The organism is Serratia sp. (in: enterobacteria) (genome assembly GCF_051654945.1).
GTDB lineage: Bacteria > Pseudomonadota > Gammaproteobacteria > Enterobacterales > Enterobacteriaceae > Chania.
The window spans coordinates 168395-183999 of the sequence record NZ_JBOFZA010000037.1 but is presented as its reverse complement, the minus strand read 5'-3'; the positions used below and the strand labels follow the sequence as shown (position 1 = coordinate 183999).

Sequence of the window (15605 nt, the reverse complement as noted above, 5' to 3'; positions counted from 1 at the left end):
AATCACAAAATATGCATAAAAAACCAATCAAGAGCAAGCCTAAATAGCCGCTAATGGCTAACTTCGCAGGAAATTATCCAGCAACTGATGCCCTTGCTCGCTGAGAATGCTTTCCGGGTGGAACTGCACGCCTTCCAGCGCCAGCGTCCGGTGGCGGATGCCCATGATCTCATCGCGCTGGCCGTCACGCTCGCTCCAGGCCGTTACCTCAAAGCAATCCGGTAAGGTAGCGGCGTCCAGGATCAGGGAATGATAGCGAGTGACGGTCAGCGGATTATTCAATCCATTGAACACGCCAAGATTGTTATGTCGAATGGCCGAGGTTTTGCCGTGCATCACCTCGCGGGCACGAACCACGTCGGCACCAAACGCCTGACCCAACGCCTGATGCCCGAGGCAGACCCCAAGGATCGGCAGCTTGCCAGCAAAATGGCGAATGGCGGCCAATGAGATACCCGCCTCATTCGGCGTGCAGGGGCCGGGGGAGATCACCAGATGTTGCGGTGCCAGCCGCTCGATATCGGCCAGTTGCAGTTCATCGTTACGCTTCACCAGCACTTCGGCACCCAGTTCGCAGAAGTACTGATAGAGGTTATAGGTAAAAGAGTCGTAGTTATCGATCAGCAGCAGCATGAAAAACCTAATATATTGATATTATTAAAATAGCGATAAAGAGCCAGGATCTTGAGTTAAGCGATGAAATAAGCAATACCCCTAGGCATACCGTGCTACAGATTCCCCCCAGCACCCGACTTCGCCTCTGGGCTCGCTCCCTCTCCCTCAAGCAAATGCCCATGAGACTCCAGTCGTTACAGTGGGAGAGGGCTGGGGTGAGGGGGCGATTGCTAGAAAGCCTTGCTCGACACTTCATGATATTCAGCTGCTGGGTGAAGCACGAGGGCTTCACGAGAGTCATTCAATAAACGAGTTCAAAACCAATTTCGCAGACACTGTCTGCGAAATTGGCGGTGTAGCTAAGTGGGCGCTGCACGTGAACTGAACCCCACATGATGAATCGCAGGCCTACTTCTTGCGGCCACCCATGATTGAGCCTAACACGCCACGCAGGATCTGGCGGCCCAGGTCGCGAGCCATGCTCTTGGCAGCGGTCTGTACAATGCCGTCGTGCTTGCCACCGCGCGGGCCGGTAGAGCCGAACAGGATCTCGTTCAATCCGCCCAGCAAACCACCACCGCCGCTCTCTTGCCCTGCGGCCGGTTTCTGCGCCGGTTGCCCAGGCTGTGGCGTCCCCACGGTAGCAAAACCACCTGCGGCCAGCTTTTCATAGGCAGATTCGCGATCCACCATATCTTCGTAGCGGCCATAGAGCGGGGATTTATTGATGGCGCTGTTCATCCCTTCGGCCCCCAACATACCCATTTTCGATTCCGGTGCGATCACCATCGCACGCTCCACCACGTTCGGCCGTCCTTTCTCATCGAGGAAGGAAACCAGCGCCTCGCCCACGCCTAATTCGGTGATTGCCGTTTCCGCATCAAAGTCTGGATTGGCGCGCATGGTTTGTGCCGCCGCCTTCACCGCTTTCTGATCGCGAGGCGTAAAGGCCCGCAGCGCGTGCTGGACACGGTTACCCAACTGACCTAGAACACTGTCAGGAATGTCCAATGGGTTCTGGGTAACAAAGTAGATACCCACCCCTTTGGAGCGGATCAGGCGTACCACCTGTTCAATTTTGGTCAGCAAGGCCGGTGGGGCATCGTTAAACAGCAGGTGCGCCTCGTCAAAGAAAAACACCAGCTTAGGCTGTTCCGGGTCACCGACTTCCGGTAGGTGTTCAAACAACTCCGCCAGCAACCACAGCAAAAATACTGCATACAGCTTCGGCTGATTGATCAACTTATCCGCCGCCAGCAGGTTGATGATGCCATGCCCGTTGGCGTCGGTTTTCATCAAATCATGAATATCCAGCATCGGCTCGCCAAAGAACTGGTTGGCACCCTGCTGTTCCAGCGTCAGCAAGCCGCGCTGGATCGCCCCGACCGAAGCCGAGGAGATGTTGCCGTACTGGGTTTGGAACTGTTTGGCGTTATCCCCGACGAACTGCACCATCGCCCGCAGGTCTTTCATATCCAACAGCAGTAACGCGTTGTCATCGGCGATTTTGAACACCAGTTGCAGCACACCGCTCTGCACCTCGTTCAGATCCAGCAAGCGGCCAAGCAGCAGCGGGCCAAGATCGGAAATAGTGGCGCGGATGGGATGACCTTTTTCGCCAAAAATATCCCAGGGGATCATGGAACAGGCCTGGGGTTGCCAGTCGGTAACGCCAATGGCGGCTAGCCGGGCCTGCAATTTCTCGGAAGGAATCCCTTCGGTCGCAATGCCCGATAGGTCGCCTTTAACATCTGCCAGGAATACCGGAACGCCGATGCGCGAGAACTGCTCGGCCATCTTTTGCAGGGTAACCGTTTTACCCGTACCGGTTGCCCCGGTGATCAAACCGTGGCGGTTGGCCAAGGCAGGCAAAATAACCAGATCCTGCACCGGTTTCCCGTCTTTCATCGCTTTGGCAATAATCCGTGCTTCGCTCATCTGAGTTCCTATAACCCTGTACGGCGCGAATGCGCCCGTTGATATCAACAAGGCTATAAGCGCCATGAAAGCCCGTCAAGGACAAACAAAAAGCCCCTTCACCCCAACCCTCTCCACGGGGAGGGAGCTGATGCGGAGCCGATATCAGACATGGGAGTCAATCTGTGGCGTAACCTTAACCGCGTAACCCCAGCTCTTCTTTCAACGATTTCAGATAACGGCGGCTGACCGGCACCGGTTCGCCCACCGACATAATCATTTCCGCCGTGCCACTTTCCTCAAAACGGATCTCTTTGACCTGCTCAAGGTTAACCAGATATTGCCGATGGCAGCGCACCAGCGGGGTACGGCTTTCCAGCGTACGCAGCGTGAGCTCGGTAAAGCACTCCATGCCGTTATTGCGTACGACATATACCCCGGTTGAGCGTGAGCGAATGGCGATCACCTCATCAAAGCGCAGCAGGTAAATCCGGCTATGGCCGGTACAGGGAATGTATTTCAGGTAACCCGCACTTTCTTCCAGGGCCGCAATATTCTGCGGGGCACGGCGCTGATGCAGGCGTTGCAGGGTTTTATTCAGCCGGTTTGGCTCTGCCGGTTTCAACAGGTAATCGAACGCATGCTGTTCGAAGGCCTGCACCGCGTATTCGTCATAAGCCGTCAGAAACACGATATAGGGCATCCGGTTCGGGTCGAGCATACCGACCATCTCCAACCCGCTGATGCGCGGCATCTGGATATCCAGAAACACCACGTCCGGTTGCAGACGGTGGATTTGGCTGATGGCCTCAATGGCGTTGGCACATTCACCAATAATGGTGACGCCCTGTTCCTCTTCCAGCAGGTGGCGCAGGTTATCGCGGGCAAAGGGTTCGTCATCAACAATCAGTACGCGCAACATCAGGCAGCCCTCGCCAGAGGAACATTAAGGGTGATGCAAGTATAGGCTTCAGGCTCACAGGTGACCTGCACGCCATAATCCTCACCATAGCGCACACGGATCCGCCGATCGACCAGGTTCATCCCCAAGCCACTGCCACCGGTCTGTTGGCGAAACAGTCCGGCATTATCCGTCACCTGCAACAGCAAATGATCGCCTTCCAGCCGCGCACCAATATCGACACGGCCAATCCCCAACAGATGTGAAGTACCGTGCTTAATGGCATTTTCCACAATCGGCTGTAGTGAGAAAGCCGGTAAACGCACCGACAGCAGCTCTTCCGGCAGTGAAACCGTAATCTCCAGCCGATCGGCAAAGCGGGCCTTCTCGATTTGCAGATAGGCGTTCACGTGCTCGATCTCATCCGCCAAGCTCACCTCATCGTCGGAGCGCTTGAGGTTTTTGCGGAAAAAGGTCGATAGATACTGCACCAGTTCGCAGGCCCGATCGCCATCGCGACGGATCACCGCCACCAGCGTATTCAGTGCATTGAACAGAAAATGTGGATTCACCTGGGCATGCAGCAGCTTGATTTCCGACTGTGCCAGCAACTGTTTATGGCGCTCGTATTGCCCAGCCATGATTTGCGCCGACAGCAGGCTGGCGATCCCTTCGCCCAGCGTACGGTTGATGGTGCTGAACAGTTTGGTTTTGGGTTCGTACAGCTTGATGGTGCCGATCACCCGCTGATTCTCGCCACGCAAAGGGATCACCAACGTGGAACCAAGCTTGCAGTTGGCATTAATGGAACAACAGTAGGAAAGTTCGTTGCCATCGGCATACACCACCTCGTTGTTGTCAATGGCGCGATGGGAGTGGACTGAGGAAATCGGCGTGCCCGCCAGATGGTGATCGTCTCCGATGCCGATAAAGGCCAGTAGCTTGTCGCGGTCGGTGATCGCCACGGCACCAATGCCCAGTTCCTGATAGATCACCCGCGCCACCTTCATGCTGTTTTCCTGGTCAAAGCCCTGGCGCAGGATACCTTCGGTGCGTTCGGCGATCTTCAGCGCCTTGGAGGAGAAGGCGCTGGTGTATTTCTCAAACATTGCCCGCCGATCCAACAGGATCTGCATAAACATGGCGGCCCCAATGGTATTGGCGATCAGCATCGGCAGGACGATATGCTCCACCAGCAGCACCGCCTCAGGGAACGGGCGCGCAACGATCAGGATAATCGCCATTTGCAGCACTTCGGCCACCAGCGCAATGCCGGCAACAAACAGCGGGTTGAACAGCAGATCGATACGCCCACGCCGCATGGCAATGCTATGTACGATGCCCCCGACCAGCCCTTCGGCCACGGTTGAAATCGCGCAGGCCACATCGGTCATGCCACCCAGAGTATAGCGATGCAGCCCTCCCGTCAGGCCAACCAGGAAACCGACGGAAGGCCCGCCCAGCAGCCCGCCCAAGACGGCACCGATAGCACGGGTATTGGCAATGGAGTCTTGAATATGCAGGCCAAAGTAGGTGCCCATAATGCAGAACACCGAGAAAATGACGTAGCACAACAGCTTGTGCGGCAGGCGAATAGTCACCTGCATCAGCGGAATAAACAGCGGCGTCTTGCTCAGCAGATAGGCAATGACGAGATACACGCACATCTGCTGTAGCAGCAGTAACACCTGGTTAAATTCGTACATAACAGCAGCTCATCCTGAACAACAAGGGCGATCGAAAAGTGCCGGGTATCCGGTCTGGTTATAGGCGGGCAATTAAATCACGTGGGGGCGAAAAAAACAGTGATGCAGGCAAAGCTTCGAGAGGGAAAAGCAGACCGGCCCCCAGGCAGGGACCGGCTCGATCGCATTAAGGCAGCACTTTGGCTGACAGGATCACGATCGGCTTGCTCGGGACATTCTGGTAAGGACCGACGTTGCCGGTAGGTACCTGAGAGATTTTATCTACCACGTCCATCCCTTTGACGATCTTGCCAAATACCGCGTAACCAAAATCACGTTGGCCGTGATCGAGGAAAGCATTGTCTGCCACGTTCAGGAAGAACTGGCTGGTGGCGCTGTCTTTATCGGCGGTACGCGCCATGGAAATGGTGCCACGCAGGTTACGCAAGCCGTTGTCGGCTTCGTTCTTGATCGGTGCATTGGTGGTTTTCTGCTGCATATCCGCAGTGAAACCGCCGCCCTGAACCATGAAACCCGGGATCACGCGGTGGAAAACGGTGTTGTTGTAGTAACCGCTGTTCACGTAGTCAATAAAGTTCTTGGTTGAGACCGGTGCCTTCTGACTGTCGAGCGCCAATTCGATATTCCCTGCCGAGGTGGTCAGCATGACGTGGGTTTCACCGGCGGCTAATGCAGCAGGTGCCATGGCTGTCAGGGAACACAGCGCTACGAAGGTCACTAAAGTACGTTTGAACATGAACGGGTCCTTTCTTTGAGATACAAACAACGGAAAGCGCTTTGATTCTAAAGAGCTGTGCCCGGTAGCGCCAGCCATTTACCTATATTTACTCAATTGCCGGACGTTTCTTACTGCGCCCGACTTTTTCCTGTCGACAGTATGATCCCCGAGCTTATTTTTGCCAAGCCGATCACGCATTATTTACCACAGTTTCACGGATCGCCGGGTTCGGCTCGCCGGACTCGCTTATTCCCTGTAATCTGGGCAAGTTTGGGGATCGGCCCGGAATAAGGAGCAGGAAAATGGTGACACTGGAAGATGTTGCGGCCATCGCGGGCGTATCCCGCGCGACTGTGTCACGCGTGGTCAACGGCGACAACAAGGTCAAAGCGGCCACCCGTGAAAAGGTCAAACGGGCGGTGGCCGAACTGGGCTACACCCCCAACCCGGCAGCCAGGGCATTGGCATCCAGCCAAAGCAATACCCTGGGCCTGGTCACCACCTCGTACCGTGGCGGCTTCTTTGGTGCCCTGATGGATTGCATTCAAACCGAAGCCGAGTCCAACGGTAAACAGCTGCTGGTGACCCAAGGCCGTAACAGCGCAGAGAACGAACTGCTAGCCATCCAACGTCTGTTCAGCCTGCGTTGCGACGGTTTGATCCTGCACGTGCGCTGCCTCAGCGACGATCGTCTGCGTCAGTTGGCCGCCGAACCGCGCCCCTTTGTGCTGCTGGATCGCCTGGTTCCCGGCCTGGAAGATCGTTGCGTCACCTTCGATCACGTTTACGCCAGCCAGCTCGCCACCCGGCGGTTGATCGATGCCGGCCATCGGCGCATTGCCTGTATCAGCGGCCCAACCCAGCGTGCCTCCAGCCAACTGCGATTACAAGGATTCCTCAATGCCATGCAGACCGCCAACCTGCAACCGGTAGGCTGCCCGGAAGGAGTTTATGACCTGGAGAGCGGCTACCAGTGCGCTGACCAGCTGTTACGCAGCAAAGCGCTGCCTACGGCGATTTACTGCTGCAACGAGGAAATGGCGATAGGTGCCTTGCTGGCGATTAATGAACGCCATCTGCGCGTACCACAGGATATTTCGTTGATCTGTTATGACAGCGGCGAGCGAGCGCCTTTTGTCCGCCCGGCGCTCACCAGCTTGCATTTCCCGATTACCGAGATGGCGCAACATGCCGCACGTTTGCTAATCGATCCGCTTACTGCTCCGGTGAGCTTTGATCCCACCATCGTCCAACGCGATTCGATCGCCACACCTGGTAACTGATCACATAAAATCTAACAACCTCTCACTCCTTGCATCAAAATGTCGATATACATCACAAAAACTCCCGTTGTCTATGCTAGGATCCGCCTCCTGGTGGCCTGAACACGATTTTTCCATGTTTACCACAGGAAGGATCGGCGGCCTTATGCCAACTTTAAACCCTACGGCTATTCAGGTTTCGGCCGGGATCCCAAGGGTATAAACCACAACGACGATAATCAGGCCTTATACATGAATGACAGCAACCGCATCCGGCTAACCTGGATCAGCTTCTTCGCTTATGCGCTGACCGGTGCATTAGTGATCGTCACAGGGATGGTGATGGGAAACATCGCAGAGTATTTCAATCTGCCGGTTTCCAGTATGAGCAATACCTTTACCTTCCTTAACGCGGGTATTTTGATTTCAATTTTCCTCAACGCCTGGTTGATGGAAATCATTCCGCTGAAACGTCAGCTGATCTTTGGCTTTATCCTGATGCTGCTGGCGATCGCCGGGCTGATGGTAGGCAAAAGCCTGACTCTGTTCTCGTTGTGCATGTTTGTGCTCGGCGTGGTCAGCGGTATCACCATGTCGATCGGTACCTTCCTGATCACCCATATGTATGCGGGCCGCCAACGTGGTTCACGCCTGCTGTTTACCGACTCCTTCTTTAGCATGGCCGGAATGATCTTCCCGATCGTCGCCGCAATGCTGCTGGCGCGCAGCATCGGCTGGTACTGGGTTTACGCCTGTATCGGGGTGCTGTACCTGGCCATCTTCGTGCTGACGCTGTGCTCCGAATTCCCGGTACTGGGCAAAAAAGGGAAAGAAAGCAACGAGCCGGTAGTGAAAGAGAAATGGGGCATCGGCGTGCTGTTCCTGGCCATCGCCGCGCTGTGCTACATCCTTGGCCAGTTGGGCTTTATCCAATGGGTGCCGGAATACGCCACCAAAACCTTCGGCATGAATATCGACCAGGCAGGCAGCGTAGTCAGTAATTTCTGGACTTCATACATGATCGGCATGTGGGTGTTCAGCTTCGTGCTGCGTTTCTTTGACCTGCAACGCATCGTCACCGTGCTGGCCGCGCTGGCAACCCTTGCCATGTATCTGTTTATCAGCACCAACAACCCAGCGCTGCTGAGCTACTACATCATGGCTCTGGGCTTTGTCTCCAGCGCGATCTACACCACGCTGATCACGCTCGGTTCGCAGCAGACCAAGGTTTCCTCACCGAAACTGGTCAACTTTATCCTGACCTGCGGCACCATCGGTACCATGCTGACCTTCGTGGTCACCGGCCCGATCGTGGCCAACAGCGGAGTTCATGCTGCACTGACTACGGCCAACGGCCTGTATCTGGCGGTATTTGTGATGTGTCTGCTGCTCGGTTTTGTTACCAAGCACCGCAGCCACGGGCATGCTACGCACTAATTGCTGATAGCGGCAACATCAGGGTTCTGCCAATGCAGAACCCTTTTTTTATACCTAGCGCCGGAAATCGACCTGTTCTTCCTGCGTCAGATACAGCGTGGTTTGCGCAGGTTGAGTTGCGGCGATGACCGCCCCCGCTCGGATTGAATAACGCACCGGTGTCTGACGGCGCACCGCATCAAAGCCGCTGTCTGCCGGGAGAATAACCAAGTCGGCGCTATTACCTGCGCGTAAACCGTAATCCGTCAGGTCCAGGGTTCGTGCACTGTGGGTAGTGATCAGCTTCAAGCCGTCATCAATCTGGCCATACCCCATCAGTTGGCAGACGTGAAGCCCCATATGCAGTACCTGCAACATATTGGCGGTGCCCAGCGGATACCAAGGGTCGAAGACGTCGTCATGGCCGAAACAGACGTTAATGTCCGCCGCCAGCATCTCCTTCACCCGGGTGATTCCGCGTCGTTTAGGGTAAGTATCAAAACGCCCTTGCAGGTGAATATTCACCAACGGGTTGGCAACGAAGTTGATACCAGACATTTTCAACAGGCGGAACAGCCGCGAAGTATAAGCCCCGTTGTAGGAATGCATTGCGGTGGTGTGGCTGGCGGTAACCTTGGTACCCATCTCCAGCTTCAGCGCCAACGCGGCTACGGTTTCCACAAAGCGGGATTGCTCATCGTCAATCTCGTCACAGTGAACATCCACCAGCCGATCATATTTCTGCGCCAAGGCGAAGGCCTTGTGCAACGATTCCACGCCATATTCACGGGTGAATTCAAAATGCGGGATAGCACCAACCACATCGGCTCCGAGCCGTAACGCCTCCTCCAGCAAGGCTTCCCCATTGGGATACGACATGATCCCTTCCTGTGGGAAGGCCACGATCTGTAGCGTGATCCAGGGAGCAACCTCCTGCCTGACCTCCAGCATGGCACGCAGCGCCGTCAGTGTGGGATCGGACACGTCGACGTGGGTGCGCACATGCTGTACGCCGTTGGCGATTTGCCATTTCAGCGTCTGCCAGGCGCGTTGCTTGACGTCTTCATGTGTGAGCAGTGCCTTGCGCTCCGCCCAACGTTCAATGCCTTCAAACAGCGTACCGGACTGGTTCCAGGCGGGTTGACCAGCGGTTTGCGTGGTATCCAGGTGGATATGTGGCTCGATAAACGGCGGCAACGCCAGGCCCCCCTCGGCATCCAACACGTCGCTACGCCACTCCAGCCCCTCCGGCTGTGGAATAAGATGCGCGATCCGCCCCTGCTCAATGGCCATCTGCCATCGCCCTTCATGCCCGCTCAGGCGCAGGTTATCGATAAACTTGACCGGATTGTTCGCCATTGCTTTACCTCTGTTCGGCTCACCATTTTGTTCATCATACTGGGCAACGGTGGGCAGACAAAGTCACCGCTCGGCTTTCCTCCCTCTCACTACTCCGCAAGGCGTACTTTTTTCAAAAACTGGCTCGATTCAGCTAAAGTTGAGTAAAAACCGCAACTTATCAAATATCGATAAAAATCATATATATACCACCTTAGAGGTATATAGGGGCTAGCTTGACCTGTATCAATAAACTGCCTTCCGGGAGGAATAAGGTACAGGCAGGAAATCAGAATTTTGAGGCAATAATGAGCAGAGTCCAACTCGCGGTCATCGGCAATGGTATGGTCGGCCACCGCTTTATCGAAGATCTGCTGGAAAAGGCAGACAAAGATCAGTTTGAGATCACCATCTTTTGCGAAGAACCGCGCATCGCCTATGACCGCGTGCATCTCTCCTCCTATTTCTCACACCACACTGCCGAAGAGCTTTCGCTGGTTCGCGAAGGCTTCTACGAAAAACAGGGCGTAAAAGTGCTGGTAGGTGAACGCGCAATCACCATTAACCGCGCCGAGAAAGTGATCCACTCCAATACCGGCCGCACGGTGTATTACGACAAGCTGATTATGGCAACCGGGTCCTATCCGTGGATCCCGCCAATCAAAGGCTCAGAAACCCAGGACTGCTTCGTTTATCGCACCATAGAAGATCTCAACGCCATCGAATCCTGCGCCCGTCGCAGTAAACGCGGCGCGGTGGTGGGCGGTGGCCTGCTCGGCCTGGAGGCGGCTGGCGCACTGAAAAGCCTGGGCGTGGAAACCCACGTTATTGAGTTTGCACCGATGCTGATGGCAGAACAGCTCGATCCGATGGGTGGCGACCAGCTGCGCCGCAAGATCGAACGCATGGGCGTCAAAGTCCACACTGGCAAAAACACCACCGAGATCGTCAACGGTGGCAAAAGCGCGCGTAAAACGATGCACTTTGCCGATGGCAGCGAGCTGGAAGTTGATTTCATCGTCTTCTCTACCGGCATCCGCCCGCAGGACAAACTGGCTCACCAATGCGGGCTGGCAACTGCCCCTCGCGGCGGTATTGCCATTAACGATAACTGCCAGACTTCCGATCCGGACGTGTACGCCATTGGCGAATGCGCCTCCTGGCAGCAGCGCACCTTCGGCCTGGTGGCTCCGGGCTACAAGATGGCCCAGGTAACCGCCGACCATCTGCTGAACCGTGAAAACAGCTTCCAGGGTGCCGATATGAGCGCCAAGCTGAAGCTGCTGGGGGTCGACGTTGGGGGCATTGGTGATGCGCATGCGCGTACCGAAGGCGCCCGCAGCTACGTCTATCTGGATGAAAGCAAAGAGGTGTATAAACGCCTGGTCGTCAGCGCGGACAACAAAACGCTGCTCGGTGCCGTATTGGTCGGTGATACCAGCGACTACGGCAACCTGCTACAGCTGGCTCTGAATAATATCGAACTGCCGGAAAACCCGGATAGCCTGATCCTGCCAGCCCATGCCGGCAGCAAACCGGCCATCGGCGTAGATTCACTGCCGGAAACCGCCCAGATCTGCTCCTGCTTCGACGTCAGCAAGGGCGATATCATCAAAGCGGTGAATATGGGTTGCCATACCGTGGCGGCGATCAAGGCCGAAACCAAGGCCGGCACCGGCTGTGGCGGCTGTATTCCGCTGATCACCCAGGTGCTGAACGCCGAGCTGAGCAAACAGGGTATCGAAGTTAATCATCACCTTTGCGAACACTTTGCCTACTCTCGCCAGGAGCTATACCACCTGATCCGGGTTGAAGGCATCAAAACCTTCGACGAGCTGCTGGCGAAATATGGCAAGGGTTACGGCTGTGAAGTGTGTAAACCCACCGTGGGTTCACTGCTGGCCTCCTGCTGGAACGAGTATGTACTCAAACCACAGCACACCCCATTGCAAGATACCAACGACAACTTCCTGGGCAATATCCAGAAAGACGGCACCTATTCGGTGATCCCACGCTCTGCCGGTGGTGAAATCACCCCGGAAGGACTGATCGCCGTTGGCCAGATCGCCAAAGAATATAACCTGTATACCAAGATGACCGGTTCAATGCGTATCGGCATGTTCGGCGCGCAGAAAGATGACCTGCCAGCGATCTGGAGCAAGCTGATCGCCGCCGGTTTCGAAACCGGTCACGCCTACGCCAAGGCGTTGCGGATGGCAAAAACCTGCGTCGGCAGCACCTGGTGCCGCTATGGCGTGGGGGACAGCGTCGGCTTTGGCGTACAGCTTGAACACCGTTACAAAGGTATCCGTACCCCACATAAAATGAAGTTTGGCGTCTCCGGCTGTACCCGCGAATGTGCCGAGGCACAGGGTAAAGATGTCGGCATTATTGCCACCGAAAACGGCTGGAACCTGTATGTCTGCGGCAACGGCGGGATGAAACCGCGTCATGCCGACCTGTTGGCAGCCGATCTCGACAACGAAACGCTGATGCGTTACCTCGACCGTTTCATGATGTTCTACATCCGCACCGGCGATAAATTGCAGCGTACTTCGGTCTGGCTGGAAAGTCTGGAAGGCGGCATCGATTACCTGCGCAAGGTGATTATCGACGACAAGCTGGGCATCAACGCGCAGCTGGAAGCCGAAATTGCTCGCCTGCGTGAAGCGGTGATCTGTGAATGGAAAACCACCGTCGAAAACCCTGCCGCTCAGGTGCGTTTCGCCCACTTTATCAACAACAGCCAGCGCGATCCTAACGTTCAGGTCGTGAGCGAGCGCGAACAACATCGCCCAGCGCGCCCGGATGAACGCATTCCGGTCACCTTGTTGGCAACCGAGGAGAACAACGCATGAGCCAGTGGATCACCGTTTGCCCCATCGCCGACATCCTGCCCGCTACCGGCGTGTGTGCGCTGATCGGCAACCAGCAGGTGGCAATATTCCGCCCCTATGCCGATGAGCAACTGTTTGCCATCAGCAATATCGACCCGTTTGCCCAGGCCAGCGTACTTTCTCGCGGCCTGATCGCCGAGCATCAAGGTGAGCTGTGGGTCGCCAGCCCATTGAAGAAACAGCACTTCCGCCTGCGCGATGGCTTCTGCCTGGAAGATGAGAGCCGCTCCGTGGCCAGCTTCGACAGCCGGATAGTCGACGGCCTGGTTCAGGTAGCTGCTAAGTAATCATCCCCCCTCTCCCAGCTGGTACGGTGCAGAGGTCAGGGTACAGAGTCAAATTGTGGCACGTTCGGTCCCCTCTCCTGAGGGAGAGGGTTAGGGTGAGGGCGTTTCTTTTGGCTAAACTGCCTCCCCTAATGACACGCAAACTGTTTATTTTTAATTTCCAGGGAAATCTATGTTCACCGACACCATCAACAAATGCGCGGCCAATGCGGCCCGCATCGTCAAGCTGGCCAAAGAGAGCCCGCTCGGCTTCTGGATCAGTTCCGCCATGGCCGGGGCCTACGTCGGCCTTGGCATCATTCTGATCTTTACCCTCGGCAACCTGGTGGATCCGTCCATCCGCCCGTTGGTGATGGGTGCCACCTTCGGTATCGCACTGACGCTGGTGATCATCGCCGGTTCAGAGCTGTTCACCGGGCACACCATGTTTCTGATGCTGGGCGTCAAGGCCGGTACTATCAGGCAGAGCCAGATGTGGGCCGTACTGCCACAGACCTGGTTGGGTAATCTGTTGGGCTCCGTCCTGGTGGCGCTGATGTATTACTACGGCGGCGGTAGCCTGCTGCCGATAGACACCAGCCTGGTGCATACCGTGGCGCTGGCAAAAACCACCGCACCGGCAGAAGTGCTGTTCTTCAAAGGCGTGCTGTGTAACTGGCTGGTTTGCCTGGCGATCTGGATGGCGTTACGCGTTGAAGGCGCGGCCAAGTTCATCGCCATCTGGTGGTGTTTGCTGGCGTTTATCGCTTCCGGTTACGAGCACTCGGTAGCCAACATGACGTTGTTTGCCCTGTCCTGGTTTGGTCATCACAGTGAAGCCTATACCCTGAGCGGTATCGGCCATAACCTGCTGTGGGTGACGCTGGGCAACATGGTTTCTGGTGCCGTCTTTATGGGCCTGGGTTACTGGTATGCTACGCCGCGCGCCCAGCGCCCGCAGGTGGAAAAAGCCGCCGCACGCCAGACCGCATAATCAATTTGGGGGTGAATGTTCGCCCCCGTTAGCCACTTCCCCGAGGATTGCCGATGGATTACTTACCCATTTTCTGCCAACTGCAACACAAAGCCTGCCTGCTGGTGGGCGGCGGGGAAGTCGCCGAACGCAAGGCTCGCCTGCTGCTTGCAGCGGGTGCGCAGTTAACCGTCAACTCGCTCCAATTCAGCGAGCAATTTCTTATCTGGGCCGAACAGGGCCAGGTGACGTTGGCCGAAGGCGAGTTTTCAGCAGACCTGCTGGCAGAAAAATGGTTGGTGATTGCCGCTACCGATCGGCTGGAAGTGAATGCGCTGGTCTATCAGTGTGCCAACCAACAACGGGTGTTCTGCAACGTGGTGGACGACCCGAAACGCGCCAGCTTTATCATGCCTTCGATTATCGATCGCTCACCGATTATGGTGGCCGTTTCTTCCGGGGGCAAAGCCCCGGTGCTGGCACGCCTGCTAAGGGAAAAGCTGGAAGCTATTTTACCGCAACATCTTGGTCAACTGGCTCAGTTGGCAGGAAGTCTACGCCAACGGGTGAAGCAGCGGTTTGACAGTATCGGCGCTCGCCGCCGCTTCTGGGAAAAACTGTTCGTGCACGACAGATTGGCGCAGTCTCTGGCCAACGGTGACACCCCACAGGCTGAACAACAAATCGAGCAGCTGTTTGCCGAGCGCCCTGAAGAACAGGGCGAAGTCGTGCTGGTGGGCGCAGGGCCAGGTGATGCCGGCTTACTGACGTTGAAAGGTCTGCAACAGATCCAACAGGCTGACGTGGTCGTTTACGACCGGTTGGTCTCTGAAGAAATCATGACCCTGGTGCGCCGCGATGCCGAGCGTATCTTTGTCGGCAAGCGTGCCGGACACCACTGCGTTCCCCAGGAGCAAATCAATCAGATCCTGGTGGAGCAGGCCAAACGAGGTCTGCGCGTCGTCAGGCTGAAAGGGGGCGATCCCTTCATCTTTGGCCGGGGTGGCGAGGAGTTGGAAACGCTGGCAGAAGCAGATATTCCCTTCTCGGTGGTACCAGGCATCACTGCCGCTTCAGGTTGTTCGGCTTACAGCGGCATTCCCCTCACCCACCGCGATCATGCGCAAAGCGTGCGTCTGGTAACAGGGCATGCCAAGGCCGATGGTGACCTGGATTGGGCGCAACTGGCCGCCAAGCAGCAGACGCTGGTGTTCTATATGGGATTAACCCAGGCGGCAGAAATCCAACAACAGTTAATCGCCCATGGTATGGCCACCTCAATGCCCGTAGCCTTGGTCGAGAACGGGACCTCAACTCGCCAGCGGGTAATTGAAGGCGAACTGGCGCAACTGGGCGAATTAGCCAGGCAAGCCGCCAGCCCGAGCCTGATTATCGTTGGCAGCGTCGTCAGCCTGCGCAGCAAGCTGAACTGGTTTGCCAGCCGGGAAATACCGGCAGACCTCAGTAAAATGGCATAGATCCCCCCTCATCCCGCCCTTTCCCTCTGGAGAGGGCGCTAATCCAGCGCGATGAAGTTAAACGCCAGTTAAACAACAACCCCGTTAATGACCAGCAGATTAACCATAAATGGTCACA

At 56.1% G+C, this 15605-nt stretch carries 12 protein-coding genes; 6 read left to right on the top strand and 6 right to left on the bottom strand.

Features of this window, described 5'->3' with window-relative positions:
- Positions 1–57 precede the first annotated feature (57 nt).
- The 5 genes from ACRDCA_RS04440 to ppiA form a co-directional block, all read right to left on the bottom strand.
- Complete coding sequence (locus ACRDCA_RS04440) at positions 58–633, bottom strand: aminodeoxychorismate synthase component II (RefSeq protein ID WP_438688462.1); 576 nt, start codon at positions 631–633, stop codon at positions 58–60.
- Positions 634–1023: 390 nt separating this feature from the next.
- Positions 1024–2553 (bottom strand): helicase HerA-like domain-containing protein, encoded by a 1530-nt coding sequence (locus ACRDCA_RS04435; RefSeq protein WP_438688461.1) that lies wholly within the window; start codon positions 2551–2553, stop codon positions 1024–1026.
- A gap of 175 nt (positions 2554–2728) precedes the next feature.
- Positions 2729–3454: a two-component system response regulator BtsR gene (gene btsR, locus ACRDCA_RS04430; protein WP_438688460.1), complete on the bottom strand. Its 726-nt coding sequence runs from the start codon at positions 3452–3454 to the stop codon at positions 2729–2731.
- Positions 3454–5139 (bottom strand): LytS/YhcK type 5TM receptor domain-containing protein, encoded by a 1686-nt coding sequence (locus tag ACRDCA_RS04425; RefSeq protein ID WP_438688459.1) that lies wholly within the window; start codon positions 5137–5139, stop codon positions 3454–3456. The genes btsR and ACRDCA_RS04425 overlap by 1 nt, the downstream gene beginning before the upstream one ends.
- A gap of 166 nt (positions 5140–5305) precedes the next feature.
- Positions 5306–5875 carry a peptidylprolyl isomerase A gene (ppiA, locus tag ACRDCA_RS04420; protein WP_021181682.1) on the bottom strand — a complete coding sequence of 190 codons (570 nt, stop codon included), beginning with the start codon at positions 5873–5875 and terminating at the stop codon, positions 5306–5308.
- A gap of 284 nt (positions 5876–6159) precedes the next feature.
- Here ppiA and ACRDCA_RS04415 point away from each other — a divergent pair, with 284 nt between their 5' ends.
- Together ACRDCA_RS04415 and tsgA are read left to right on the top strand one after the other, a co-directional pair.
- A complete protein-coding gene (locus ACRDCA_RS04415) occupies positions 6160–7140 on the top strand; it encodes a LacI family DNA-binding transcriptional regulator (RefSeq protein WP_438688458.1) in 981 nt (326 codons plus the stop codon).
- A gap of 231 nt (positions 7141–7371) precedes the next feature.
- A complete protein-coding gene (gene tsgA / locus ACRDCA_RS04410) occupies positions 7372–8556 on the top strand; it encodes an MFS transporter TsgA (RefSeq protein WP_438688457.1) in 1185 nt (394 codons plus the stop codon).
- Between the two features lie 54 nt (positions 8557–8610).
- Here tsgA and ACRDCA_RS04405 read toward each other — a convergent pair whose 3' ends face one another.
- Positions 8611–9894: a cytosine deaminase gene (locus ACRDCA_RS04405; RefSeq protein WP_438688456.1), complete on the bottom strand. Its 1284-nt coding sequence runs from the start codon at positions 9892–9894 to the stop codon at positions 8611–8613.
- Positions 9895–10181: 287 nt separating this feature from the next.
- Here ACRDCA_RS04405 and nirB point away from each other — a divergent pair, with 287 nt between their 5' ends.
- The 4 genes from nirB to cysG all read left to right on the top strand — a co-directional run bounded on the left by nirB (position 10182) and on the right by cysG (position 15487).
- Positions 10182–12731 (top strand): nitrite reductase large subunit NirB, encoded by a 2550-nt coding sequence (gene nirB / locus ACRDCA_RS04400; protein WP_438688455.1) that lies wholly within the window; start codon positions 10182–10184, stop codon positions 12729–12731.
- Positions 12728–13057, top strand: a complete 330-nt coding sequence (nirD, locus tag ACRDCA_RS04395) for a nitrite reductase small subunit NirD (RefSeq protein WP_438688454.1) — start codon at positions 12728–12730, stop codon at positions 13055–13057. Before nirB ends, nirD begins: the two co-directional genes overlap by 4 nt.
- Positions 13058–13229: 172 nt before the next feature.
- Positions 13230–14030, top strand: coding sequence for a nitrite transporter NirC (gene nirC / locus ACRDCA_RS04390; protein WP_438688453.1), 801 nt, complete (start codon positions 13230–13232; stop codon positions 14028–14030).
- A gap of 53 nt (positions 14031–14083) precedes the next feature.
- Positions 14084–15487 carry a siroheme synthase CysG gene (gene cysG / locus ACRDCA_RS04385; RefSeq protein WP_438688452.1) on the top strand — a complete coding sequence of 468 codons (1404 nt, stop codon included), beginning with the start codon at positions 14084–14086 and terminating at the stop codon, positions 15485–15487.
- Positions 15488–15605 lie beyond the last annotated feature (118 nt).

What these genes read in the sequence shown, in the direction of transcription:
- ACRDCA_RS04440 (WP_438688462.1), bottom strand. Translation starts at nt 633, where the DNA reads ATGCTGCTGCTGATCGATAACTACGACTCTTTTACCTATAACCTCTAT.
- ACRDCA_RS04435 (WP_438688461.1), bottom strand. Translation starts at nt 2,553, where the DNA reads ATGAGCGAAGCACGGATTATTGCCAAAGCGATGAAAGACGGGAAACCG.
- btsR (WP_438688460.1), bottom strand. Translation starts at nt 3,454, where the DNA reads ATGTTGCGCGTACTGATTGTTGATGACGAACCCTTTGCCCGCGATAAC.
- ACRDCA_RS04425 (WP_438688459.1), bottom strand. Translation starts at nt 5,139, where the DNA reads ATGTACGAATTTAACCAGGTGTTACTGCTGCTACAGCAGATGTGCGTG.
- ppiA (WP_021181682.1), bottom strand. Translation starts at nt 5,875, where the DNA reads ATGTTCAAACGTACTTTAGTGACCTTCGTAGCGCTGTGTTCCCTGACA.
- ACRDCA_RS04415 (WP_438688458.1), top strand. Translation starts at nt 6,160, where the DNA reads ATGGTGACACTGGAAGATGTTGCGGCCATCGCGGGCGTATCCCGCGCG.
- tsgA (WP_438688457.1), top strand. Translation starts at nt 7,372, where the DNA reads ATGAATGACAGCAACCGCATCCGGCTAACCTGGATCAGCTTCTTCGCT.
- ACRDCA_RS04405 (WP_438688456.1), bottom strand. Translation starts at nt 9,894, where the DNA reads ATGGCGAACAATCCGGTCAAGTTTATCGATAACCTGCGCCTGAGCGGG.
- nirB (WP_438688455.1), top strand. Translation starts at nt 10,182, where the DNA reads ATGAGCAGAGTCCAACTCGCGGTCATCGGCAATGGTATGGTCGGCCAC.
- nirD (WP_438688454.1), top strand. Translation starts at nt 12,728, where the DNA reads ATGAGCCAGTGGATCACCGTTTGCCCCATCGCCGACATCCTGCCCGCT.
- nirC (WP_438688453.1), top strand. Translation starts at nt 13,230, where the DNA reads ATGTTCACCGACACCATCAACAAATGCGCGGCCAATGCGGCCCGCATC.
- cysG (WP_438688452.1), top strand. Translation starts at nt 14,084, where the DNA reads ATGGATTACTTACCCATTTTCTGCCAACTGCAACACAAAGCCTGCCTG.